Annotated in this window: 21 protein-coding genes and 1 tRNA gene; 11 read left to right on the forward strand and 11 right to left on the reverse strand. The window is 67.6% G+C overall.

Annotated elements, in window-relative coordinates; translation table 11 throughout:
* The first annotated feature begins 23 nt into the window (after window positions 1-23).
* Window positions 24-557, forward strand: a complete 534-nt coding sequence (locus O2K97_RS06410) for a DUF1003 domain-containing protein (protein ID WP_269220904.1) — start codon at window positions 24-26, stop codon at window positions 555-557.
* Window positions 558-596: 39 nt separating this feature from the next.
* Here the strand turns inward: O2K97_RS06410 and O2K97_RS06415 are convergent, their stop codons facing one another.
* Complete coding sequence (locus O2K97_RS06415) at window positions 597-1,172, reverse strand: superoxide dismutase family protein (RefSeq protein ID WP_269220905.1); 576 nt, start codon at window positions 1,170-1,172, stop codon at window positions 597-599.
* A gap of 122 nt (window positions 1,173-1,294) precedes the next feature.
* On the opposite strand from O2K97_RS06415, the gene gyrA reads away from it, so the two are divergent.
* From gyrA to O2K97_RS06440, 5 genes are all read left to right on the forward strand, one after another.
* Window positions 1,295-4,066: a DNA gyrase subunit A gene (gene gyrA / locus O2K97_RS06420; protein ID WP_269220906.1), complete on the forward strand. Its 2,772-nt coding sequence runs from the start codon at window positions 1,295-1,297 to the stop codon at window positions 4,064-4,066.
* Between the two features lie 130 nt (window positions 4,067-4,196).
* The gene (locus tag O2K97_RS06425; protein WP_269220907.1) at window positions 4,197-5,036 is read left to right on the forward strand and encodes an aminotransferase class IV; all 840 of its coding nucleotides are present in this window, start codon (window positions 4,197-4,199) and stop codon (window positions 5,034-5,036) included.
* Between the two features lie 53 nt (window positions 5,037-5,089).
* On the forward strand, window positions 5,090-5,575 hold the full coding sequence (gene coaD / locus O2K97_RS06430; RefSeq protein WP_039245542.1) for a pantetheine-phosphate adenylyltransferase: 486 nt from the start codon (window positions 5,090-5,092) through the stop codon (window positions 5,573-5,575).
* Between the two features lie 13 nt (window positions 5,576-5,588).
* Entirely contained in the window at window positions 5,589-6,452 is an 864-nt protein-coding gene (locus O2K97_RS06435) for a peptidylprolyl isomerase (RefSeq protein WP_269220908.1), read from the forward strand.
* A gap of 26 nt (window positions 6,453-6,478) precedes the next feature.
* A complete protein-coding gene (locus O2K97_RS06440; RefSeq protein ID WP_269220909.1) occupies window positions 6,479-7,354 on the forward strand; it encodes a peptidylprolyl isomerase in 876 nt (291 codons plus the stop codon).
* Here the strand turns inward: O2K97_RS06440 and O2K97_RS06445 are convergent, their stop codons facing one another.
* A complete protein-coding gene (locus O2K97_RS06445) occupies window positions 7,355-8,455 on the reverse strand; it encodes a Ppx/GppA phosphatase family protein (protein WP_269220910.1) in 1,101 nt (366 codons plus the stop codon).
* 145 nt (window positions 8,456-8,600) lie between these two features.
* Between O2K97_RS06445 and hspQ the strand changes: the two genes are divergently transcribed.
* Together hspQ and phhA are read left to right on the forward strand one after the other, a co-directional pair.
* On the forward strand, window positions 8,601-8,909 hold the full coding sequence (hspQ, locus tag O2K97_RS06450) for a heat shock protein HspQ (protein WP_017504111.1): 309 nt from the start codon (window positions 8,601-8,603) through the stop codon (window positions 8,907-8,909).
* Window positions 8,910-8,964: 55 nt separating this feature from the next.
* Window positions 8,965-9,840 (forward strand): phenylalanine 4-monooxygenase, encoded by an 876-nt coding sequence (gene phhA / locus O2K97_RS06455; protein WP_269220911.1) that lies wholly within the window; start codon window positions 8,965-8,967, stop codon window positions 9,838-9,840.
* Window positions 9,841-9,846: 6 nt separating this feature from the next.
* Here the strand turns inward: phhA and O2K97_RS06460 are convergent, their stop codons facing one another.
* Genes O2K97_RS06460 through O2K97_RS06480 form a run of 5 tightly spaced genes read right to left on the reverse strand, consistent with a single transcriptional unit; the run spans window position 9,847 to window position 16,146 of the window.
* Window positions 9,847-11,133 carry an MFS transporter gene (locus tag O2K97_RS06460; RefSeq protein WP_269220912.1) on the reverse strand — a complete coding sequence of 429 codons (1,287 nt, stop codon included), beginning with the start codon at window positions 11,131-11,133 and terminating at the stop codon, window positions 9,847-9,849.
* A 7-nt stretch (window positions 11,134-11,140) separates the two neighbouring features.
* Complete coding sequence (gene astB, locus O2K97_RS06465; RefSeq protein ID WP_269220913.1) at window positions 11,141-12,478, reverse strand: N-succinylarginine dihydrolase; 1,338 nt, start codon at window positions 12,476-12,478, stop codon at window positions 11,141-11,143.
* Window positions 12,475-13,890, reverse strand: coding sequence for a succinylglutamate-semialdehyde dehydrogenase (astD, locus tag O2K97_RS06470; protein WP_269220914.1), 1,416 nt, complete (start codon window positions 13,888-13,890; stop codon window positions 12,475-12,477). Before astD ends, astB begins: the two co-directional genes overlap by 4 nt.
* Complete coding sequence (locus O2K97_RS06475) at window positions 13,887-14,894, reverse strand: arginine N-succinyltransferase (protein WP_269220915.1); 1,008 nt, start codon at window positions 14,892-14,894, stop codon at window positions 13,887-13,889. Before O2K97_RS06475 ends, astD begins: the two co-directional genes overlap by 4 nt.
* 1 nt (window position 14,895) lies before the next feature.
* Entirely contained in the window at window positions 14,896-16,146 is a 1,251-nt protein-coding gene (locus O2K97_RS06480) for a hydrolase (RefSeq protein WP_269221115.1), read from the reverse strand.
* 95 nt (window positions 16,147-16,241) lie between these two features.
* Between O2K97_RS06480 and O2K97_RS06485 the strand changes: the two genes are divergently transcribed.
* A complete protein-coding gene (locus tag O2K97_RS06485; RefSeq protein WP_161638657.1) occupies window positions 16,242-16,784 on the forward strand; it encodes a hypothetical protein in 543 nt (180 codons plus the stop codon).
* On the forward strand, window positions 16,784-17,125 hold the full coding sequence (arsC, locus tag O2K97_RS06490) for an arsenate reductase (glutaredoxin) (protein ID WP_269220916.1): 342 nt from the start codon (window positions 16,784-16,786) through the stop codon (window positions 17,123-17,125). The genes O2K97_RS06485 and arsC overlap by 1 nt, the downstream gene beginning before the upstream one ends.
* A 21-nt stretch (window positions 17,126-17,146) precedes the next feature.
* Here arsC and O2K97_RS06495 read toward each other — a convergent pair whose 3' ends face one another.
* The 4 genes from O2K97_RS06495 to O2K97_RS06510 form a co-directional block, all read right to left on the reverse strand.
* Complete coding sequence (locus O2K97_RS06495) at window positions 17,147-21,382, reverse strand: translocation/assembly module TamB domain-containing protein (RefSeq protein ID WP_269220917.1); 4,236 nt, start codon at window positions 21,380-21,382, stop codon at window positions 17,147-17,149.
* Window positions 21,379-23,169, reverse strand: coding sequence for an autotransporter assembly complex protein TamA (locus O2K97_RS06500; protein WP_269220918.1), 1,791 nt, complete (start codon window positions 23,167-23,169; stop codon window positions 21,379-21,381). The genes O2K97_RS06495 and O2K97_RS06500 overlap by 4 nt, the downstream gene beginning before the upstream one ends.
* 44 nt (window positions 23,170-23,213) lie before the next feature.
* The gene (locus O2K97_RS06505; protein WP_269220919.1) at window positions 23,214-23,480 is read right to left on the reverse strand and encodes a hypothetical protein; all 267 of its coding nucleotides are present in this window, start codon (window positions 23,478-23,480) and stop codon (window positions 23,214-23,216) included.
* Between the two features lie 75 nt (window positions 23,481-23,555).
* Window positions 23,556-24,644, reverse strand: coding sequence for a CaiB/BaiF CoA transferase family protein (locus O2K97_RS06510; RefSeq protein ID WP_419466093.1), 1,089 nt, complete (start codon window positions 24,642-24,644; stop codon window positions 23,556-23,558).
* An 88-nt stretch (window positions 24,645-24,732) separates the two neighbouring features.
* Here O2K97_RS06510 and O2K97_RS06515 point away from each other — a divergent pair.
* Window positions 24,733-24,809 (forward strand) — tRNA-Lys (locus O2K97_RS06515).
* Window positions 24,810-24,850: the final 41 nt, after the last annotated feature.

Below are 24,850 nucleotides of genomic sequence, written 5' to 3' on the forward strand. Positions count from 1 at the left end.
CCTGATCGTTTCAGGAGCCCGCCATGCATCACGCCCCCCTCGACGCCGACCACGTCTCCCGCCGCTGGCTGGGCAAGGCGAAGCACGATCTTCCGGCGAACGAAGCCGTCGTCGTTCAGAGCACCGCCGATCGTCGCCCCGTTTCCGAAGACATCAACGAGACCTTCGACGACCGCCAAACCTTTGGCGAGCGGCTGGCCGATCGGGTGGCGGCCTTCGGTGGTTCGTGGCCCTTCATCATCGCGTTCGGCGTCTTCCTGGCGATCTGGACCGGGCTGAACCTGCAGCTGCGCAAGGAAGCCTTCGACCCCTATCCCTTCATCTTCCTGAACCTGGTCCTGTCGATGCTGGCGGCGATCCAGGCGCCGGTCATCATGATGAGCCAGAACCGCCAGGCGTCAAAGGATCGGCTGGACGCGGGCAATGACTATCAGGTCAATCTGAAGGCCGAGATTGAGATCATGGCCCTGCTGGAAAAGGTCGAACACCTGACCGCCCGACAGGAGGAGCAGACCGAAATGATCCGCCGTCTTCTCGCGCAAAAAGAGACCCGCTGAACGCTGTCCAGCGGGCCATCTTCCGTTTCGGAAAAAGGCTTAGCTTGCGCTGAGCGCCGCGCAGGCCACTCGGTCGCCTGCGCCGCCGATGGGCTGGGTCGAATGGTCGTCGGGGTTGGCGTGGATGATGATGGCCGAACCGTCGGCGTCCCACTGCCATTGGCCGGGGCCTTCGGACGAAATCCTGGCGCGGGTGGTGAACAGCTCGGCGTTCACCTTGCCGTCCGCACCGGCCCAGACGTTGGGAAGGTCGCCGTCGTCCGGCCCGGCGGCGTTCAACAGGCCATGCGGAGCCTTGGGCTCGCCGTGGTTGATGTGGGCGCCGGACGAGGTGAAGGGGGCGGCGCATTCGCCGGTCGCATGGATGTGGATGCCGTGCCAGCCGGGCGTCAGGCCCGAGGCCTCGATCTTCATCAGCAGGCCGGTCGGCCCCTGACGCAGGTCGACGCGGCCGATATTGGCACCGGAGGCGTTGATCAGAACGGCCTGTCCCGTCGCGCCGACGGGCGCGCGTTCGACGGCCGCCTGGGGCGCGTTTCCGGTCGCGGCGCAGGCGGTTGTCAGGGCCAAGGGGGAGGCGAAGAGAAGGGCGGCGGCGAGGCGGGTGGCGCGCATGTCGAAAGTCCTTTCAGAGACGGGCTTTCACGGCGACGTCGCTTTGCCACCGAGGCCCTGGAATGCTAGAAATCGTCACAGCGGATCACGTTCCGATTCCGGCCGCATAAAGCCACGCTTCATTGACCGACGACAGCTACGAAAACGCCGCATCTCCCATCGTTCCGGGAGGCGGCGGCTCCGACATTTCCACGATCACGATCGAGGACGAACTGAAGCGTTCGTACCTCGACTACGCCATGAGCGTGATCGTCTCGCGCGCGCTGCCTGACGCCCGGGACGGGTTGAAGCCGGTTCACCGTCGCATCCTGTATTCGATGCACGACCTGAACATGACGCCGGAGCGCAGCTATTCGAAATGCGCCCGTGTCGTCGGTGACGTGCTGGGCCGGTTCCACCCCCACGGCGACGCCTCGGTCTATATGGCCTTGGTGCGGATGGCGCAGCCGTTCTCGATGGGCCTGATGCTGGTCGACGGCCAGGGCAACTTCGGTTCGGTCGACGGCGATATGCCCGCCTCGATGCGTTACACCGAAGCCCGGATGGCCCCGGCCGCCGTCGCCCTGATGGCCGACATCGACAAGGACACGGTCGATTTCCAGCCGAACTACGACGAGAAGGAGCTGGAGCCGGTCGTCCTGCCGAGCCGGATTCCGAACCTGCTGGTCAACGGCGCGGGCGGCATTGCCGTCGGCATGGCGACCAACATCCCGCCGCACAATCTGGGCGAGGTCGTGGATGCGGCCCTGGCCCTGCTGGATGATCCGAACGTCACCGATGACGCCCTGCTGGATATCGTGCCCGGTCCGGACTTCCCGACCGGCGGCGAGATCATGGGCCGTACCGCGCCGCGCAACGCCCTGCGCGACGGTCGCGGCTCGGTCGTCGTGCGTGGCCGGGCCTCGGTGGAGGAGATCCGCAAGGACCGCGAGGCCATCGTCGTCACCGAACTGCCCTATCAGGTCAACAAACAGACCTTGATCGAGCGCATCGCCGAAATGGTGCGCGAGAAGCGGCTGGAAGGCATTTCCGACGTTCGCGACGAATCCGACCGCCAGGGCATGCGGATCGTGATCGAGCTGAAGCGCGACGCGTCCGGCGACGTCATCCTGAACCAGCTGTGGCGCTATACCGCCATGCAGAGCTCGTTCGGCGTCAACATGCTGGCGCTGAACCACGGCCGGCCCGAGCAGATGGGTTTGCGCCAGCTGCTGCAGATCTTCCTCGACTTCCGCGAGGAGGTCGTGGTTCGCCGCGTCAAGTTCGAGCTGAACAAGGCCCGTGATCGCGGCCACGTCCTGGTCGGTCTGGCCGTCGCCGTCGCCAATATCGACGAGGTGATCCATATCATCCGCTCCTCGGTCGATCCGACCGAGGCGCGCGAGCGACTGCAGGCCAAGGCCTGGCCCGTCGGCGACATGATGGCCCTGGTCGAGTTGATCGCCGATCCGCGCACCGTCATCGTCGAGGGCGACAAGATCCGTCTGACCGACGAACAGGCCCGCGCCATCCTGGCCCTGACCCTGTCGCGTCTGACCGGTCTAGGCCGCGACGACATCTTCGGCGAGGCGCACGGCCTGGCCGACACCATCCAGGGCCACTTGACCATCCTGTCGGACCGCAAGAACGTCCTGGCCATCATCCGCGACGACCTGATCGACGTTAAGGATCGGTTCGCCGTTCCGCGCCGCACCCTCATCGGGGAAGGCGACGGGGAGATGGAGGATGAGGACCTGATCCCGCGCGAGGACATGGTCGTCACCGTTACCCACGGCGGCTACGTCAAGCGCGTGGCCTTGAACGCCTATCGGACCCAGCATCGCGGCGGCAAGGGCCGCAGCGGCATGTCGATGAAGGACGAGGACGCCATCACCGGCGTGTTCAGCGCCTCGACGCACACGCCGGTCCTGTTCTTCGCCACCAACGGCAAGGCCTACAAGCTGAAGACCTGGCGCCTGCCGCTGGGCAATCCGCAATCGCGGGGCAAGGCCTTCGTCAACCTGCTGCCCATCGAGCCGGGCGACAGCATCATGAACGTCCTGCCTCTGCCCGAGGACGAGACGACCTGGGGCGACTACGACATCATGTTCGCCACCTCGAGCGGCGATGTGAGGCGCAATAAGCTATCGGACTTCGCCACCGTGAACCGCGCCGGCAAGATCGCCATGAAGCTGGAAGGCTCTGACCGTATGGTCGGCGTCGGCCTGTGCACGGCCGACGACGATGTGCTGCTGACCACGGCGCTGGGCCGCGCGATCCGGTTCAAGGCCGACGACGTTCGCGTGTTCAAGGGCCGGGATTCGACCGGCGTCCGGGGCGTGCGCCTGCAGGACGGCGACGAGGTCATCTCCATGGCCATCCTGGGCCGTGTGGACGCGACTCCGGAAGAACGCGCCGCCTACGTCAAACACGCCAACGCGATGCGCAAGGCCCTGGCCGGTGCGGATGTGGAAGAGGATGCCGCGGCTCCGGTCGAGGCTGAAGACGAGGTCGCGGATGCGGCTCTGACGGTCGAGCGGATCGCCGAACTAGGCGCCGCCGAACAGTTCATCCTGACGGTCACCGAGACCGGCTTCGGCAAGCGATCCTCGGCCTACGAGTATCGTCGTACGGGGCGCGGCGGCCAAGGTTTGACGGCCCACGGCTTGGGCGGTCGCGCCGGCACGCGTCTGGCGGCGGCCTTCCCGGTCGAGGAGACGGACGACCTTCTGCTGGTCACCTCGGGCGGTCAGATGATCCGCACTCGCATCGATCAGGTCCGCATCGTCGGCCGCTCCAGCCAGGGCGTCACCATCTTCCGCACCGGCAAGGACGAGAAGGTCGTCTCGGTTGAACGTCTGCCGGAAAGCGGCGGGGACGATGTGGAGATCGCGGGCGAAGAGGGCGAGGGCTGATCCTCCACCGCGCAGCGGGGGAGGGGGACCATGCGCAGCATGGTGGAAGGGGCGACCCCAAACACTGGCCTTCGGTCCGCCCCCTCCACCACTTCGTGGTCCCCCTCCCCCATGAATGGGGGAGGATCGGTTGAACGCGACAATCCTGATCGACGGTCGCCCCGCCACGGCCGATGACTTGGCCCACCAAGCCCTGGTCAACTACGGCGCCTACACATCGTTCCGCGTGGAGCAGGGCGCCGTGCGCGGCCTGGACCTGCATCTGGCGCGACTGGAGCAGGCGGCGGTCGAACTGTTCGGTGAAAGCCCGGGCGAGGCGGAGTTGCGTCGTCTGATGGCGCAGGCCGTCGAGGGCCGCGACGCCTGCTGGCTGCGGGTCAGTCTGTTCTCGCCGGAGATCGGTCATCGCGCCCCGTCGTTCGTCGGTCGGCCGAAGGTCATGACGGTGGTTTCGCCACCCCCGCCGCCGTTGGCCGTCTCGGTCCGGCTCAAGGCGATGGCCTATGAGCGGGAGGCGCCGCATCTGAAACACGTCGCGACCATGGGGCTGACCCGCGCGCGCCGCGCCGCCCGCGCCGCTGGTTTTGACGATGCGCTGTTCACCGACGCCAATGGGCGCGTGTCCGAGGGCGCTCTGTGGAACATCGGCTTTTTCAAGGGCGACCGCATCGTCTGGCCTCAGGCGCCGATGTTGGCGGGCGTGACCCAGGCGCTGATCCAGCGCGGTCTTGCCGAGGCGCGGTTGGCCTCGGAAACCCGGACAGTGGCCCTGTCAGACATCGCCGCGTTCGACGGCGCCTTCCTGTGCAACAGCGCCACGCCGGTTTGTCCGGTCACGGCCATCGACGACGTGACGTTCGCCAGCGCCCCGGCCTTGCTGGCCCGGATCGAGGCCGCCTGGTTCGCCCAGCCGCCGCAAGTCATCGCGGCCCGCGACGATGACGAAGGCGTCAGCCGGCTAGGCCGCTGATTTCGCACCTGCTAAACGACGCTGACGCCACGCGACAGGCCGGGGAGACACGCATGCGCATCGGACTTTATCCGGGCACCTTCGACCCGGTGACGAACGGGCATACCGACATCATCAAGCGTGCGCTGAAGCTGGTGGACCGGCTGGTCATCGGCGTGGCTCAGAACGACGACAAGGGGCCGCTGTTCTCGACCGCCGAACGGGTCGAGATGCTGAAGGCCGAGATGGCGCACCTCGGCGGCGACATCGTGGTCCAGCCGTTCTCGACCCTGCTGATGCACTTCGCCGAAGAGCTGGACGCCAGCGTCATCATCCGGGGTCTGCGCGCCGTCGCCGACTTCGAATACGAGTTCCAGATGACGGCCATGAACCAGCGCCTCAATCAGGACATCGAAACCGTATTCCTGATGGCCGATCCGCGCCATCAGGCCATCGCCTCGCGGCTCGTCAAGGAGATCGCCCGACTGGACGGCGCGATCGACAGTTTCGTCAGCCCCGCCATCGCCGAGCGCGTGCGGGCCAAGGTCAAGAACGGTTAGGGTAGACAAGACCATGCGTACCGCCATCATCGCAGCGACCGTCGCCGCTCTTCTCGCGGCTGGCGCGGCCCAGGCGCCGGCTGTGGCGCAAACGGCGCCGGCGGCGTCCGACTGGCGCGCCATTGCGCCTGAAAACCTGCTCGTTATCGATACGTCGAAGGGCCGGATGCTGGTCGAACTGATCCCCGTCGCCGCGCCCAACCATGCGGAACGCATCCGCACCCTGGCCAACCAGGGCTTCTACGACGGTCTGAAGTTCCACCGCGTCATCCCTGATTTCATGGCGCAAACCGGCGATCCGAAGGGCACGGGCGAGGGCGGCAGCGAGCTGCCGGACCTGAAGGCCGAGTTCAGCTTCCGTCGTGGTCGCGACGCCGGCTTCGTCGCGGTGCCGAGCGTGGGCGCGGGCGTGCGCGGCCTGGTCGGCGATCTGCCGGTCCAGACCCAACCCGACGCCCAAATGATGGTCACCGCCGACTTCAAGGTCGACGCTCACGGCCTGTTCTGTCCCGGCGTGCTGGGCATGGCCCGCTCGGGTTCGCCCGACAGCGCCAACAGCCAGTTCTTCCTGATGATGGGCGCGCGCGAACAGCTGGACGGTATCTACACCGCCTTCGGGCGCGTGGTGTCCGGCCTGGACGTGGTCGGCAAGCTGAAGAAGGGGTCGGACGCCGAGGACGGTAAGGTGACCGATCCCGACACCATGACCCGCGTCCGCATGGCCTCGGCCCTGCCCGAAGCCGAACGTCCGACGGTGCGCGTCCTGAACGCCGGCAGCGCCGCCTTCGCCGAACGGATCGCCACGGCGCGTGCTGCGCGCGGCGCGGCCTTCAGCGTCTGCGACATTCAGCCGGTCGCCGAAGTGACGGGCGGCTGACGCTTTCGCAAACGGGGGAGGGGACGATGACGATACGAACGATGGCTATGGCGGCGGCCGTGCTGGCTGCGACGGCGGGCGCCGCCCTGGCGCAAGACGCGACTGCCGTTCCCGCGCCTCCGCCGCCGCCCGGCGAATGGCGCACGATCGCGCCTGAGAACCTGCTGGTCATCGACACCAACAAGGGGCGGGTGCTGGTCGAACTGGCGCCCCAGATCGCGCCCGCCCATGTCGAACGCATCAAGCTGCTGGCGTCGCGCGGATTCTTCGACAACCTGGTCTGGCACCGGGTGATCGACTGGTTCATGGCCCAGACCGGCGATCCGCTGGGCACGGGCGAGGGGCAGAGCTGGTATCCCGACCTGAAGGCCGAGTTCACCTTCCGCCGTGGCGCGGACATGGCCTTCACCCCGGTCGCGGCTCCGGTCGGCGCGCTGGTCGGCTTTGTCGATTCCGTCCCGGTCCAGACCCAGCCCGACGCCCTGATGTCCGGCACCAGCGACAAGAAGGTCCACGGTTGGGCCCTGTACTGCCCGGGCGTCGCGGGCATGGCGCGTGATGAGGGCAATGACACCGCCAACAGCCAGTTCTTCCTGATGCGTCAGGCCTATCCGGCCCTGGACAAGCGCTACACCGTCTGGGGTCGGGTCGTGTCCGGCCTGGACGTCGTGCGATCGCTGAAGGCCAGCGACACGCCGGATGGCTTGGTGCAGGGACCGGATCAGATGACCCGCGTTCGCGTGGCGTCGGATCTGCCCGCAGCCGAACGTCCGACGGCCGCCGTCCTGAACACCAACTCCGCCACCTTCCAGACCCTGGCGCAGCAGGCGCGTCAGGCGCGTGGCGCGGATTTCTCGGTCTGCGACATCGAACTGCCGGTGCGCGTCACGCCCGCCGCCTGATCAGGCGGCGGGGGCCGGCCGCCCCCGACCGCGCCGCCGACGCCGTCCTCTCGGCGGCTTCTTGTCTTCGCGCATCCGTTGCAGCAGCAGGCCTTCGCGCAGGCCCCGATCCGCGACCCGCACCCGCTCCGAGGGCCAAGCACGCTGCACCGCCTCCAGGATGGCGGCGCCCGCCAAAACGAGGTCCGCACGATCGGGACCGATGCAGGCCTCGCGCGCTCGTCCGTCCGGGCCCAAGGCCTTCAGGCGATCCGCCGCCGCCTCGCACTCGCCGCGCGTCATCCACAAGCCATCGACTCGGTCGCGATTGTAGCGCGGCAGATTCAAGTGAATGCCCGCCAGGCTGGTGATCGCGCCCGAGGTGCCGACCAGATGCGCCCGGTTCTGCCGGAACAGGTCCAGCATCGGTTCGTCGACGATCCCGCCCGCTGCAATGGCCGCGCCCATGTCGGCGACCATGGCCTCGTACCAGGCCTCGCCGGAGTTCGGCGGCTCGGGATGCCGCTCGGCCAGGGTCACGACGCCCACCGGCGCCGACATCCAGGCGGTGGTCGTCCAGTCGGTCCCGCTGCGTTTCAGCCACGACATCTCGGTCGAGCCGCCGCCGACGTCGATGACCAGCACCGCCTCGGCCTTGGGGTCGATCAGGTTCAGGCATCCCTCGACCGCCAGCCGCGCCTCTTCGGCGGGATCGATGATCCGCAAGCGCAGGCCCGTGCCCTTGCGCACCCGGTCTATGAAGTCGGCGCCGTTCTCGGCCGCGCGGCAGGCCTGGGTGGCGACGGCGCTCAATCGCGCCGAATCGACGCCCTTGCGCACGATCCGCTCGGCGCACAGGGCCAGGGCGTCATAGGCCCGGTCCATGGCGCGCGGGTCCAGAAGGCCCGTCCGCGACAGCCCTTCGCCCAGCCGCACGATGCGGCTGAAGCTGTCGACCACGCGAAAGCCTTCGCGTGACGGCCGCGCAATCAGCAGCCGGCAATTGTTGGTCCCCAGATCGAGCGCGCCATACACCGGCGCATCTCGACCCGACGCATCCCGCGAACGGGAAGGCTGGGACCGCTCGTCGCGCCGTCGAGGCGCGCCGTGGGTCTCCGGCATGGGCCGTCATCCGTTGTGGGCGGTCCAAAGCGGCGCCCGTCCTGATCAGCCTAACCCGCCAGGATCGTCCGCGCCAAGCCATTCTGTCAGGAAGATGAACAGACCGGCAGGCATTGGGGTCATGCGCTGAATCGTATGAAGCGCGATGACCCGCATCCAGACCGCACGTTTCGCCATTGGCCAGATCGTCCGCCACCGCGACGACGCCTTTCGTGGCGTCGTGATGGATGTGGATCACGCCTATGAGGGACCGGCCGGTGAAAGCGGCCTGGTCAGGCCGGATCAGCCTTTCTACCGCGTCTTCGCCTTGGGAGAGGATGGCGGCTTTGTCGCCTATGCGGCCGAAGGCGCTTTGGAAGACGGCGATTCCGTGCTGCTGCCCGACGACGCCGAGCGGTGGTTCACCACCGACGGCATGGGCCACCACGCACCGCTGGACGAACGTCTGCACTGACGGTTGGAAGCCATGGCGGCTCCGGGCTAGGATGGCGGCAAAAGAGGAATACGCCATGTCTGACTTCGAACACGTCTTCGAAAAGCCGCCCGAGGGCGCGGCCGCCGACTGGACCATTCCCCAGAACTGGGCCGCCTATACCGAGGTCGAGCACCAAACCTGGGACACGCTTTACGCCCGGCAGATGAAGATCCTGCCCGGTCGCGCCTGCGACGCCTTCATGCGGGGACTGGATGCGTTGGATCTGAACGCCGGCGGGATTCCCGACTTCGACGTGATCAATCCCAAGCTTCAGGCCCTGACCGGCTGGACGGTTGTCTGCGTCCCGGGCCTCGTGCCGGACGAGGTCTTCTTCGACCATCTGGCCAATCGCCGCTTCGTCTCGGGTCAGTTTATCCGCAAGCCCGACCAACTGGATTATCTCCAAGAGCCCGACATCTTCCACGACGTCTTCGGCCACGTGCCGATGCTGACCGACCCCGATTTCGCCGCCTATATGGAGGCCTATGGCAAGGGTGGGCAGCGGGCGGCCGGCCTGGGCATGCTGCCGAACCTGGCGCGCCTGTACTGGTATACGGTCGAGTTTGGTCTGATGAAGGAGGAGGACAGCCTTCGCATCTACGGCGCCGGCATCGTCTCCTCGGCGACCGAGAGCGTCTTTGCTCTGGACGATCCGTCGCCCAACCGCCTTGGGTTCGACCTGGAGCGGGTGATGCGGACCCTGTACCGGATCGACGACTTCCAGCAGGTCTATTTCGTCATCGACAGCCTGGAAGCCCTGAAAGACGAGACGCTCAAGGACTTCGGGCCTGTCTATGCGGCGCTGAAAGGAAAGGACGACCTGGCCATCGAAACCGTCCTGCCGACCGACCAGGTCTTCACCCGCGGCACCCAGGCCTATGCCCAGCGCGGCGGGCGGTTCGCGGCCTGATCGGCGTCAGGTGTGCGTAATCAGGCTATTGTGCTTGGTGTCGCGCATGCGGATGAAGGTCAGCAGCGACAGCCCGATCATCCCGGTCACGTACCAGAAGAACACACTCTCGACGCCCGCGCCCTTCAGCCATAGCGCCACATATTCCGCCGTGCCTCCGAACACCGCATTGGCGATGGCGTAGGGCAGAGCGACGCCGAGGGCGCGGATGTGGGCGGGGAACAGCTCAGCCTTCACCACCGCATTTATCGCGGTGTAGCCCGACACGATCACCAGCCCGGCCAGCGCCAGGAGGAAGGCGACGAAAGGGCTCTCGACCGTCGACAGGGTTGTCATGATCGGCACGGTGCACAACACCCCCAGCACGCCGAAAGCGATCATCACGGGACGCCGTCCCACCCTGTCCGAAAGCGCGCCGACCGTCGGCTGAAGCAGCATGAAGATGAACAGGGCCGCCGCGCTGATTTCGGTCGCCGTGTTCTTGGAAAAACCGCTCGTATTGACCAGGAACTTCTGGAGATAGGTCGTGTAGGTGTAGAAGGCCAAGGTGCCGCCGGCCGTCAGACCCAGCACCATGAACGCCTCTTTCGGGTGTTTCAGGATCAACTGCACGGCGCTGGATTTCGGGGCGTCCTTGGCCTCGGTCGCCTTATGGGTCTCGTCCAGCCGGCGACGCAGCCAGAAGACGACGACCGCCAGGCCCGCGCCGACGAAGAAGGGAATGCGCCACCCCCAGGAGGCCAACGCCGTCTCGCTGAGCGTGTTCTGCAGCACGATCAACAGCAGCAGGGCGATCAACTGACCCGAGATCAGGGTGACGTACTGGAAGCTGGACCAGAAGCCGCGACGATGCGGCTCGGCCATTTCGGACAGGTAGGTGGCGCTGGATCCATATTCCCCTCCGACGCTCAGCCCCTGCAACAGCCGCGCGAACAGCAGCAGCGCCGGCGCCGCTAGGCCGATGGTGCCATAGCCGGGCGTCACGCCGATGATCAGCGAACCGGTGCACATCAGGGTCACCGACAGGGTCAACCCCGCCTTGCGACCTTTGCGGTCGGCGTAGACCCCCATGATCCATGCCCCGATGGGCCGCATCAGGAAGCCCACCGCAAAGACGGCGGCGGCGCTCAGCAGTTGCGCCGTCGGGTCCTCGCTGGGGAAGAAGACGGGCGCGAAATACAGGGTGAAAGCCGCATAGGCATACCAGTCGAACCACTCCACCAGATTGCCGGCCGATCCGCCGACGATATTTCTCAATCGGCGGGCGGGGCTCATGGGCGCTGCGGTCGTCATGGCCGGATCAGCCTCTCTGGAAGGGGTAGAAGTCGGTTCCGAGGTTCAGGACCGTCGTCAGCTCGTCCAGCGCGCCACGGCTTTCGACCAGCAGGTCAGGGTCGGCCAGATCGGCGGGGCGCAGTTCATCGCGGTACCAGCGCCCGGCCCAGTCCGACAGACGTGCATGCAGATCGTCGCTCAGGCGCATGGCCGGGTTGGTCGCCGCCAGTTCGGCCTCGGTCAGCACGACACGCAGGCGCAGGCAGGCCGGTCCGCCGCCGTTGCGCATCGACTGGCGCACGTCGACATATTTCACCCGGCCGATCGGACCGTTGGAGGCGGCCAACGCCTGCGCCACCGCATGGCTGCGCGGGTTGTCGCGGGTCTCGGTCGGACAGATCAGGGTCAGGCGCTCCTCGCCCGGAACCTGGATCAGCATGGAGTTAAACAGATAGCTCGAGATCGCATCGGCCAGCGGCAGGTCGGCGGACGAGACCTCGACGAAGATCGGCTCGAACAGACCATCGGCCGCGCGGCGAATGGCGGCCTGGGTTGCGGCCGTGTCCTCGAACGCCAACTCGTGGAAGAACAGGGTGTCCAGCGCCCCGACGCAGACCACGTCGTTGTGGAAGGTGCCGCCGCCAATGGCGGCGCGGGATTGCTGGGCCAGGACCGGCCGTCCGGCTTCGTGTCGTCGGACGATGGCTTCCGACGCTTCGCGCGTCTGACGGGCGGGGAAGGGGCCGTCCCAAGGTTCGAACGCCTCGCGACCCCACACCAGCAGATTGACGCCGCGACCGCCATGTTGAGCGCACAGGCGAACGTGGTTCGCGGCGCCTTCGTCGGCGAGATGCGCGACCGCGGGCAGGGCGTCATGGACGGCGAAACGGCTGGCGTCGGGAAACAGGGCGTCCAGGGCGCGCTTCGTTTGCCGGTGCTCCAGGCTGCGGTGAAGATTGGTGTGCAGATTGGCCGGCGTGAAATGCACCCGGCCGTCGGCGGCGTCGGCGCTGGGCGTCACGGTCGCGGCGTTGGCGGCCCACATGGGCGAGGCCGAGCAGGCGGCGGCGGCAAACGACGGCGCGCTCCGCCAGGCCCGTTCCAGAACCTGGGCGTCCGAACCGGCGAAGCCCAGGGTCCGCAGGAAGGGAATATTCGGCCGCTCATGCGGCGGCAGGACGAACTGGGGCAGGCCCAGATCCGCCAGGGTCTTCATCTTGTCGAGGCCTTGAAGCACGGCCGCGCGCGGGTTCGACGCCTCGCCCTTGTTCAGGCCGGACGCCAGATTGCCCGGAGACAGACCGGCGTAGGAATGGGTCGGCCCGATCAGACCGTCGGCGTTGGCCTCGACAGCGCTGATCATCGCAATCCCTTGATCTCGCCTTCGATGTTGGCGACGGCGTCGGCCTCGAAACTGGCGACCGGATAGGCGCAATAGTCGGCGGCGTAGTAGGCGCTGGGCCGGTGGTTGCCGCTGGCCCCCAAGCCGCCGAACGGCATGTCGCCGGCGGCGCCGGTGGTCGGACGGTTGAAGTTGACCACGCCCGCGCGGATGCGGCGGATGAAGTGGTCCCAGTTCTTCGGATCATCGCTGACCAGACCGGCGGACAGGCCGTAGCGGGTCGCATTCGCCGCCTGGATCGCCGCGTCGAACGAGGCGACGCGCGTTACCGACAGGAAGGGGGCGAACATCTCTTCGTCCGGCACGTCGATCCCGGTCACGTCGATAATGGCCGGCTTGACGAAGGCGCCAGGCAGGTTGGCGACCGGCCCCGACGCGCGGATGACCTTGGTCCCCATGTCGATCCGGTCCTGCAAAGCCTTTAGCGCCGCCTCGGCGGCACGCGCCGAGATCAGCGGGCCGGCATAGGGTTCGGGATCGCTATCCCACGGGCCGAAGATCAGCCGGTCGGACAGGGCGGCGATGGCTTCGACGATGGCGTCGCCCTGAGGCCCTTCCGGCACGATCAGGCGACGCGCGCACGAGCAACGCTGGCCGGTGGTGATGAAGGCGGATTGAACCGCGATGCCCGCGACGGCCTCTGCATCCGCTGCGTCCCACACGACCAACGGATTGTTGCCGCCCAGCTCCAGCGCCAGGATGACGTGGGGATCGTCGGCGAACTTCCTGCGGAAATGCGCGCCCGCCGCGCCCGATCCGGTGAACATCAGGGCGTCGATGCCGGCGTCCAGCAGGGCCGCGCCCGTCTCACGCCCGCCCTGGACCACATTGACCACGCCGGTCGGCAGATCGGCGGCGGCGAAGGCTTCGGCCATCACCTGACCGACCAGGGGCGTTTCCTCCGATGGCTTGAAGACGACCGTGTCGCCCGCCAGCAGGGCCGGGACGATATGGCCGTTCGGCAGATGGCCGGGGAAGTTGAACGGGCCAAGCACCGCCGCAACGCCGTGCGGACGGTGCCGCAGGGTCGCGCGGCCGAACGCTGTATCGCTGATGCGTTCGCCGGTGCGCTCGTCATAGGCGCGGATCGAGATATCCACCTTGCCGATCATGGCGGCGGCCTCGGTCTTGGTTTCCCAAAGCGGCTTGCCGGTCTCGCGTGCGATGGCCTCGGCGATCTGGGGCGCGCGATCTTTCAGGACGGCCTGATAGCGCTTCACCGCGTCGATCCGGTCGGCGCGCGGCGCATCGGCCCAGGCGGGGAAGGCGGCGCGGGCGGCGTCGACAGCGGCCTGGACCTCAGCCGGGCTGGCGGCCTCGCCCTCCCAGTTGGTCGCTTCGGTGGCGGGATCGGTGGAGGTGAAGCGGGTCATGATTTTACTCGCACAGGGTCTCCGCTGCGCACCTTGAGCGCGGCGGCGGTTTCGGCGGTCAGGCGAACGGCGTCGCCGTCGATGTCGGCCTTGGCGCGGACGGCGCGGAAGGCGGCGACGCTGTCGGTCGAGATCAGGGCCGGCAGTTCGGCCTCGACGCCCTCGACGATCTGAACCGTCAGGCGCCGGGCGTCGCGCACGGTCCGGATATTGTCGCGGCCGCAGGCGACGGTCGGACCGGCGTCGAAGATGTCGACCAGCCCATTGGGTCGGAAGCCCTCGCTTTCCAGCAGGGCCATGGCCGGTACGCCTTGCGGATGGACCTTGCCGATCACCGCGCGGGCCGGTTCGGGCAGCAGTTCGACATAGATCGGGTGCCGCGGCGCCAGGTCCAGGATGAACTGTTTGTCCGTCGAGCCGGTCATTCGATCGGCGTGGTCGAACTCCATCGGAAAGAATTTGTGCGCCACATGGTCCCAGAACGGGCAGGCGCCGTCGGGCGTGAAGACGCCGCGCAACTCGGCCAGAACATTGTCGGCGAACAGGTCGGGCTGGGCGCCGATCAGCATATATCGCGACTGGCTCAGCAGACGGCCCGCGCCGCCCTTCCTCCGATCCGCCTTCAGAAACAGCGAACCGACCTCGGTCCAACCCGTGCACTCATTGACCAGAACCAGCGTCTGGTGGTCCAGCTTCACCCCCAGCGAGGGCGACTGGACGGTGTTGTTGACGACGCGGAACGAGAAGAAGGGCCGCTTCAGCCCCACCGTCGCCTTGACCGAGCCGACGCCGTCGATGTCGCCCGTGTCGCCGTCTTCCAGCATCAGGGTGTACCAGGCCTCTTGCCACGGCACGCGACCTTCAAAGCTCGCCTGGCTCAGCTCCAGCCGATCGGCCAGAGCGTCGGGGTCTTCAGGCAGGCTGGTGAAGCCGGGGCCGGACAGGATGGCCAGTTCCAGCAGATGATCGAGATCGGCTGGGCCGGCGGGACGGACGACAAGCATTCTACAGGGTTTCCATCCGCAGGGATTTCAGTTTGGCCGCATCGATTTCACCCGAAGCGATCTTGCACAGGATCAGGGTGCTCAGCTGGGCGCGCTCGACGAAGCTGTCGGGCCAGGCGAACTCCTGATCCGAATGGATATCGCCGCCGCGAACGCCCAGGGTGTCGATATTGGGCAGGCCGGCCGCGTGCAGATTGTTGCCCTCGCACACCCCGCCCGAAGGTTTCCAGGCGATGGGCTGGCCCAGCAGTGCGCCGGCTTCCTTCACCGCCTCGAACAGGGCAGTCTGAGCGGCGTCCATCGGCTTGGGCGCGCGGGTGAAGCCGCCGTGCAGATCCAGCGTCAGGCCCTCGAACGGCGGTGTCGCGGCGATGGACCGCACCGATGCGTCGATCCAGTCGGCGGCGGCCTTGTGCGGCACCCGGACGTTGAACCGCACCACGGCGTTGTCGGCGACGACGTTCAGCGCGCCCCCGCCCGAAATCTTGGCGACGTTGACGGTGACGCCCGCGTGCTGACCGTTGAGGCCATGCAGGGCGGCGGCGATGATGGCGGCGCCGGCCACCGCATTGCGGCCTTCGTCGAAGGCGCGGCCGGCGTGGGCGGCGCGACCCGTCACGATCAGATGATAGTTGCCGCTGCCCTTGCGCGCGCCCGCCAGCGTGCCGTCCGCCAGCGCCGGTTCGTAGGTCAGGCCGACATGGCCGCGCGCGCCCAGTTCGGCCAGCAGCGGAGCGGACGCCGGCGAGCCGATCTCTTCGTCAGGGCTCAGCAGCACGGTCCAGCCGACGCCGTGTCTGTCAGGATGGGTCTCGAACGCCTCCAGCGCGGCCAGAAGCACGCTGATCCCGCCCTTCATGTCGGCGACGCCCGGCCCGTTCAGGGCGCCGTCGGCCCGCGTGGTCACGGTCTGGAACCGGCTGTCGGCGGGGAAGACGGTGTCATAGTGGCCGGTCAGCACGACCCGGATCGGCGCATCCGGCCGGGCGGTGATCTTCAGCGCGTCGGCATGGGCCTCGGTCCGCACCGATCCGTCGTCGGCGACGGTGGTCGAACCCTGTGTCGGGAGGCGTTCGACACGGGCGGGCAGGGCGCCCGCCGCCGCTTCCAGCGCATCCAGCACAGCATTCAGTCCGGCGGCGTTGCGGCTGCCCGAGTTGATGTTCGCCCAGTCAATGGTACGGCCGATGATCGTCTCGCGTCGCGCGGCGACGTGGTCGAGGACGGCCTGGTCCGAGGTCAGAATCCGCATCGGCCGGACCCTAGACGCCTCGACCTGAAAGGTGAAGGTCGGGGCCTGTAAGTCGTCGCCGATCACCGCTAGGCTCCGCTCGAAACGAGGGCCCTATGACACGCAAAACGATCGACCTCTGGCTCCGCGCCATGAACCCGCTGAAGCTGCCGCGCGGCATGGCCGAGGCGCAGCGTTCGGCGCGGTCGATGGTGATCGGCCTGGTCATCGCCCTGATCGTCGGCCTGATCCCGACCTGGTGGATGTTTACCTCGGGCTGGTTCGAGACGGCGATGAGCGCGGAGTACGCCAAGATGGGTCTGTCGGCGGATCAGCTGGCCATGCAGCAGGAGATGATGAAGGTCATGTGGCCCTTCGCTATCGCCTCGGGCGCGATCTTCTCCGTGTTGTTCTATGGCGTCGTGGCGGTGGTGCAGTGGCGCATGATGACGCGCGCCATCCCGATCATCATGCTGGCGCTGATCGCCTACAGCGTGGTGGCCAATCTGGGGATGCGGCTGCTGGGGACCCTGCCGTCGCCGGACCTTCCGCTGTGGATCAACCTGACGACCTGGCCCGCCATGATCGTGTCGGGCGTGATCTATGTCGCGTCGCTGCAGGGCGCCATGTTGCTGCATCGCCTGAAGCAGGAAGCGTGATGTCGGTCGTCCTCTACCACAATCCGAAATGCAGCACGTCGCGCAACGCCCTCGCCCTGCTGCGCGAGCAGGGCGTCGAGCCGACGGTCGTCGAATATCTGAAGACCGGACGGGACCGCGAGACGCTGCAGCGATTGGCATCCAGAACCGGCCTCGGTTTGTCGGGCCTTCTGCGCAGGAAGGAAGCCGACGCCAAGGCGCTGCTGGACGTCGGCGCAGATGACGAAGCCATACTGGCTGCAGCGATCGCTCAGCCGATTCTGATCGAACGTCCGATCGTCGAGACCGACAAGGGCGCCGTCATCGGCCGCCCCGTGGAGCGGGTGCTGGAGGTTCTCTAGCGACCGATCCGATGGGGCGGCCTAGCGGTTGCGGCCGCCCCGGTTTGGACGACGATCGCCCGCCTCGCGGCTTTCGTGACGCCAGCGGATCGACAGGCTGGTCTGGCCCTGGCCGCCGAACTGCGACGCGATGGCGACGTTGCGCCGAGGCTGCCACTCGACCTTGACCGCCGCACCGTTCTGACCGCCGCCGATGACCTCCAGATAGACGTCGTCGGTGATGTAGCGACCGCCCGCAACCGTGACCGCAGACGCGTCGCCGCCGAACGACAGCCGGTCCAGACCGGCCAGTTCGCGCAGGTTGCCGATCACATCGAACCCGCCGCCGCCCGCCAGGGCTGCGACCCCGGCCGCCAGCTGCGCCGCCTCGAAGGCCGACAGCTGCGACGCGGACCGACCGAACAGCACCTGCGACAGGATTTCGTCCTGGGGCAGGGACGGGGTGGAGGTCAGGGCGATCTTGGGTTCGGCGGCCGTTCCGGTGACGTTGATCGAGGCCGTCAGGGCCGCGTCCTCTCGCGTCGCCGCCAGGTTCAGACGGATTTGCTTGGGATCGGTCGACAGGGTGACACGTCCGGTGTCGTCGAACACGAACCGCTTGCCCGCGAACTCATAATCGCCGCGCACCACATTGGCCGTGCCGGTCAGTTGCGGCTGGGCGATCGTGCCGCGCACCCGGGCGTTCACGTCCAGAATCACGTTCAGGCCGCGCCCGTTGACCCGCACCTTGCCGCCGCTGGACCGCAGGACGATGTCCATGCCGATCTGCGGGCCGCGCGCCTTCTGCTCGGTCTCCTCCGGATCGCCGCCCGGACGATTGATCTCGACCACGTCCATCGAGACGATGCCGGTCGCGCCGGGCAGTTCCGGTTCGATCTTGGCCTCGTCGATGTCGATCCGGCCGCCCAGCTGAATATTGCCGTCGGCGCCGCGAACGATGGTGATCGGTCCCGAGGCGCGCGCCTCGGCGATATCGTTGTCGATGACCCGGAAGCGGTTCAGCATCAGTTGCGCGTTCGATCCCGATCCTTGGCGCAGGCCTATGCGGCCTTGGCCTGACACGGTGCCGCCCTTGCCATCGTTGGCCGTGAAGGTTTCGATCTGGGCGGCGGTGTCGTCGAACCGGGTCCGCAGCGTCAGGTCGCTGAGCACCAGACCGACCGCGTTCTCACGATAGGAGCCTTGGCTCAGATCGAACCGGCCGTTCAGGCGCGGCGCGTTCAGCGTCCCGCCGATCGTCGCCTGACCCGCCACCTGACCGGCCAGGCTGCGGTCGCCGCCCAGGAACAGGTCCCAGATCGGCTGGATTTGCCCGTTGATCGACACCCGGCCCGACATTTCGCGCGTCCGGGCGATGGCGAGGCGCAGCGGCGCGGCCGAGGCCTCGACCGGCAGGACGACATCGGCGGACGCCTGAACCGCGCCCTCGTCGACCGCCGTCGCCTTGATGCTCAGCCGGTCGCCCGCCAAGGTGGCGTCCACGCGTCCGTCGACGGCCAGGCCGCGCGGCGCATCGATGCTGCGCACGTTCTGAAGCGAGATATTGGCCGTGCCCGACAGGTCGCTGCCGGCGCCGCGCAGGGCGACCTGACCCGTCACGCTGCCGCGCAGTTCGGGCGAGATAGAGCCCAGATCGACCCGCGTCAGGTCGGCCTGGACCGCGGCGCCGCGTGCATCCTGTCGCAAGTCGGCCAGCAGCACGCCGCCGCCCACGCCCAGATCCAGATGCGCCGTGCGGGTGGCCCCGTTCAGAGTGATCGAGGCCGGGCTGCGGGTCGTGAAGGCCACCTCGCGCACCCGGCCGCCGCCGCGCAACGTCAGACCGTGCGTCGTGTTCTGACGCGAATAGACGCCCGTGCCGTTGAACTGGGCCGGGTTGGGGCCGCCCACGTCCAGCGCCAGGGTGAAGGGCAGGTTGTTCAGCGTGCCGCGCCCGTCAAGATCCAGATTGCGAATGATCCAGCTCTGACCCGCCAGCCGGACATTGCGGCCGCTGATGTCCAGAATGGCGCTGTCCGATCCGCCGCCGTCGGTCAGCCGCACCCGTCCGTTGGCTTCGCCCGAAGCCAGGAAGGCCCCGGCCCGCGCCGAGAAGGTCAGGTCCGCGCTGGAGGGAATGCTGTCGGACAGGGCGATGGCGCCTCTGGCCGTCACGCCGCCGGCGTCCACGTCCAGGTCGCTCAATCGGATGCGCTTGCCGCCCAGGAAGAAGTTGCCCGAGGCGCGCGCCGGACCATAGTTCGAGCCGCTGATCACCGAAATCCGGCCGTCCGACGCATCCGCGCCCTTGCGGAAGCTCAGCGTCAGGTCGGCGTTGTTCAGCGTCAGGGCGCCGGCCGTGACCTGCTGGAAGCCGGCGGTCAGATCGACGCGCGGCTGCGCCAGAGTGCCGGTCAGGGCACCGCGTCCGTTCATGTCGCCGCCGATCTCGACCGGCCCGGCCGCGAACGGGCCGCGCGCGTTCCAGTCCAGCGCCAGCCTCAGCTTGCCGGCGGTTTCGATGATGCCCTTGGCCCCAGCGCGACCGGCCGCGCCGGTCAGTTCGCCGCGCTCGACCTCAATGCGTCCGCCGTTCAGCTTGCCGGCCAGCTGCAGGCGCGGGGTTTTGCCGAGCAGGCGATCCAGTTCGTCCAGACCGACAGTCAGATTGCGGCCCCGTCCGTCGATGTTCAGCACCCACGGCGCGCCGGCCCGCGCCGACGAGGCCCGGATCGGGCCGCCGAAGGCGCCGCGCGCGTCGGGCAGCACCCGCCTGGCGTCGGTCAGTTGCGCCTCGCCGCGGAAGTTCATCCCGCCCAGCAGGTTGCGCGAGCCCGAGCCGTTCAGCGTCAGGCCCTGGCCCTGCAAATCGACCTTGGTCAGCAGGATCGCGCCGTCCTTCATCCGCGCCGCCTTCATCTGCACGCGCGGGGCCGGCCCCAAGAGGCCGCCGATGATGCCTTCGCCTGATCCGCCGTTCGCGCGAATGTCGCCGTCGATATCAATCCGGCCGTTCTTGACCGCGACATTCAGCGGTCCGGCGATGCGCGTGGCGCGATAGCTGGCGACATTGGCGTTTAATAGGGTGACCTGGCCGTCCAGCGTCCAGGTCTGGGCGTCGCCCTTGAACAGGCCGGAATAGGCCGCTGGTCCCGCCACATCGGACCCGACAAGCCGGCTCAGCGAGGCCGTCTGAATATTGAGGCTGATTCCGTCGGGCGAACTGCGGTCGGAGTTGCGGATCAGGCCGCGCGCCTCTGACTGGACGTTGTCGGAAATCAGTTTCCACGCCACACCCTGGCTGGCCTTGTCCGGCGTCGGGACCATGGCGAAGCCGAACCGCGCCGTGCGGCCGATCTTGGTGACGAAGGGCGCCAGAAGGTCCGAGTTGCTGAAGTCGGCGTAGCCCGCGACGCGCGAGCCCTTGTCGCCGAAATGGCCCTGGACAATCAGGGGGACGAACTGCCCCGTCTGGACCCGCGCATTGACCACATCGGCGTTCAGAACCGCGACCGCCGAGAAGGGCTGATCCGGCGAATAGCCCAGCGCCCCGGCCAGCGGCCCGCCCTGGGCCTCATTGGCGCGAAGGTTCAGGCGCGTGTCTTCCAGCTTGCCGCCGAAAGTCGCCGCCAGACGCAGGAAATCGCCCGGTCGGTTCAGGCTGTCGGCGTTGACCGTCGCGCTCTTGGCGCCGGCGCGCGGCAGGCTTGCGTTCCCCGACAGGCTCCAGCGGCCGTATTCCTTGGAAAAGCCTTCCATCAGTTCGATGTTGGCCGCGAACTTGTCGATGCGGACCGAGATCGGCTGCGGGCTGGGCGGCTCGCCAGTAGGCGGGTCGATTATGGGGCGGCGCAGGACGCGGATGGTCTCGGCCTTGATGTCGTTCGCATGGAAGCTGCGGCTCAGCAGGGCCACATAGGACCAGTCCATGCTGAGGTTGTTCGCCTCCAGCCAGACCCCATGGCTGTCGGCCAGGGTGATGCGGTCGATGGTGAAATCGCTGAGCAGATCGCCCTTCAGCCCATAGACCTTCAGCCGGCCGTAACGGCTGATTTTTAGGTCCTGAAGTCGTTGCAGCACCATGTCGCGACCGCCATCCGAGGCGATGTAGTAACGCCCTCCGACCAGGGCGGCGGCGATCAGCACCAGCAGCCCGGCCACCACCACGCCAACGCCCAGGGCGATGCGTCTGATCAGCCCGCGACGCGGCTTTGCGGGCCGCGTCGCCTTGGGGGGCGTCCTTTCTTCAGGCGTGGATTCGGGCGGTGTATCGGTCAAAACGCCTGCCCGATGCTGATGTAGATCTGGAAGGCGGAGTCGCCCTCGCGCTTGTTGAGCGGCATGGCGACATCCGCCCGGATCGGCCCGAACGGCAGCATGTAGCGCACGCCCACGCCCGCGCCGTAGCGCATATTGGTCAGGTTGGGCGTCTCCTGGAAACCAACGGAGCCCGCGTCGACGAAGGCCACGGCCTGGAAGCTCTGACCGATTGACTGGCGCACTTCGAACGAGGTCTCGAACAGCGACAGGCCCCCGCGCGGCGTGCCGTCCGGCAGTTGCGGATTGACGCCCTGATAGGAATAGCCCCGCACCGAACCGCCGCCGCCGGAGTAGAATAGACGATCCGCCGGCACGTTCAGCTCGCTGCCGCCGACGATGGAGCCGATCTTCATCCGTCCGGCCAGAATGGTGCGATCACCCGCGACGGGGAAATAGGCGGTGCCCTGCGTCTCGGTGCGCAGGAACAGGATGTTGCTCTCGCCGGTCACCGCCGTCGGCTGAACCGCCAGATTGACGCGCCAGCCCTTGGTCGGGTTCAGCGGATCGTTTGAGCGGTCGATGTAGGCGCTGGTCCGTGCGGTGATGATCGCCAGATCGCGGTCAAAGGTCACGCGTTGCGGGGGCAGGGTGCTGAAATCGTAGCGGGTCTCGCTATAGCGCCCGGCGTCCAGACCGATTCCGTAGTTGAAATAGGAGGTCTTGCCGATCCGCTGTTGCAGGTCGGCGTACAGAACCACGGCGGTGCGCAGATAGGCGTCGGTGTCTTCGTTGACCACCGCCGCGCCCAGTTTGAGCGTCCGGCCGGGCCGACGCCAGTGGGGCAGTGACAGGTCGGCGCCGATCCGACTGTCGATGTCGGCCAGCCGAGCCTCTAGCCTCAGGGTGTCGGCGCGGCCGAAGCGGTTGTAGTGCGTCTGGATCACATCCACGCCCGCGCCCTCCGCCGTCGACCAGGTGGCGCCGGCCTCCAGCACGCGACGCGGCCGGTCCTGCAGACTGACCACGACGGGGCGATGACCGTCGGCGGTGATCTGGTCCAGCGGCGATAGCGCGACGCTGACGCCGTCATAGACCCCAGTGTCCAGCAGCCGACGTTCCAGTTCCGCGACCATTTCCGGGTCGTAGCGATCGCCCTCGTTCCACGGCGCCAGGCCCGCGACCCAGGCTGGATTGGTGCGGCCCTGGCTGGTCAAGCGCACGCCGTCCAGACGCACCAGCGCGCCGGAGGCGATGCGATACTCCGGGGCGACGGTGAAGGCCGCGTGATCGACCACGACACGACGAGGATTGGCCTTGGCGTCGGCATAGCCGTCACGCACCAACGCCGCCACGGCCCGACCTTCGCCCGATATGACGTCTGCCGCCCGCCCCGGATCGCCGGCCTTCAGCGCGATCGCAGTCTTCGCCTTGTCCGCCGCCTGGACCTCCGGCGCGGGACCGGCCCACTGGATCGTCGGATCGGTCAGCAGGAAACGGCGCCCCGGTTCGACCGAGACCACCGCGATCGGCGTCTCCTCGCCCTCGACGATGTCTTCGACGACCGGTTGATAGTAGCCTTCGGACCGCAGCAGGGCGGTCGCCGAGGTCACGGCGCTCTCGGCGCGACGACGGGCCTCGAAGCGGCTGGCCGGCGCGCCGTCAACCTCGCCCACGGCCCGCTCCAGCGCCCGCCGCAGATCGCCGTCCATGTCGCCCCGGATTTGCGCGCGGGGATCCGCCGCTGCTGCATGGGCGCAGGCCGAAAACGCCGCGAGGGCGACCAGCAGGGAAGGCCTGAACGTCAAACTCGATCTTTCGTCAAAAGGACGCCCCCCGGCATACCTGTTCCTCAGTAGAACAGTGTCTCGCTCTCGGGCTGGACCGACTGTTCCGAGGTGCGTTCCTCAGGCGGAATCGTTGTCGATGGCGGCGGCGTGGGCGTCGGGTCCTGCACCTCTGGCGCGGGCGGGGGCGTCTCTTCCTTGACCGGCGGGGGCGCCGTCTCGACCGGCATTTCGCGATAGTCGTCGTCCGAGCGTGACGGACGGTCATCGCAGGCCGAAAGCGCGAGCATGCTCGCAGCGGCGGCGGCCAAAGCAAAAATCGAGCGTGTCATGAAAGTCCCCGGGTCTCAGCTGGCGGAAACGCCTGTCGCGCTAAGCTGTTCCCTTAGCGCCGAAAATTGCGTCGGTCATCCGGCGTGATCGGACCATTTTGTGACCATTTGCTCCAAGGTCAGTTCGGACTTGGGAGCGGGCGCAGCAACGACGCCGTCGAAGCGGGGCGCGGGTTGCGGCAGGCCGCTGTCGAATGTTCCACGCGCCTGATTGTGCGGATGATCCGGCGCCTCGGCCAGGCTCAGCACGGGCGTGACACAGGCTTCCGTCCCGGCGAAATGGGCGCTCCAGTCGTCGCGGTCTCGGCTTGCGAACAAGGCCGCGAGGCGCGTCTGCAGGGCTGGCCAGGCGGCGATGTCGTATTGAACCGCCTCGGCCGGATCGATCTTTAGGCCGGCCAGCAGCGCGGCGTAGAATCGCGGTTCCAACGCCGCCACCGCCACGAACCCGCCGTCGCGACAGGCGTAGCAGCGATAGAAGGGCGCGCCCCCGTCCAGCAGGTTGGATTCGCGCCGGTCGCTCCACAGTCCCCGACCTCGCAATGCCTGGCACAGACCGCCCAGCAGGGCCGCCCCGTCCGTCATGGCGGCGTCCACCACGCGTCCCTTGCCCGTCGTCCTGGCCTCCACCAGCGCGGCCAGCACCCCGACCACCAACAGCATGGCCCCGCCGCCATAGTCGCCGACCAGGTTCAACGGCGGGGAGGGCGGACGATCCGCCTCGCCCATGACATGCAGCACGCCCGACAGGCCGATGTAGTTCAGATCATGCCCGACCACGTTCGCCAGCGGCCCCGTCTGGCCCCATCCCGTCACGCGCCCAAACACCAGCGCGGGCTTTCGCGCTTGGACAACGTCAGGACCATAGCCTAGCCGCTCCATGACGCCGGGCCGAAAGCCTTCGATCACCGCGTCGGCCCCATCGATCAGTTGCAGGATGCGCTCGCGATCGGCCGGTGATTTCAGATCGACCGGAACCGCCGCTCGTCCCCGGTGCAGGACCTCGCCTCCGACCTCGTCGAACACAGACGGTCCGGCCGAGACGTCGCGCGTCAGCCGCACCACCTCCGCCCCCAGGTCCGCCAGCATCATTCCGGCGAAGGTGACCGGCCCCAAGCCGTCGAATTCGATGATGCGGACGCCATTTAACGGTTTCATGCCCAATGAGTAGCAGACCGGGTCTTGACCGGAAGGCCGGATTACAACAGAAGGCGCCCTTCGACGGTTCGGGCCAGCCCGGACGTCGCACGGTGCGTCCTTAGCTCAGTTGGTTAGAGCATCTGACTTTTAATCAGAGGGTCCTCGGTTCGAGCCCGAGAGGACGTACCATTTTTCCCTTGCGGAGTTCGCAAGGGCGCCTTTGATCCGCC

The organism is Brevundimonas vesicularis (assembly GCF_027105095.1).
GTDB lineage: Bacteria > Pseudomonadota > Alphaproteobacteria > Caulobacterales > Caulobacteraceae > Brevundimonas > Brevundimonas vesicularis_E.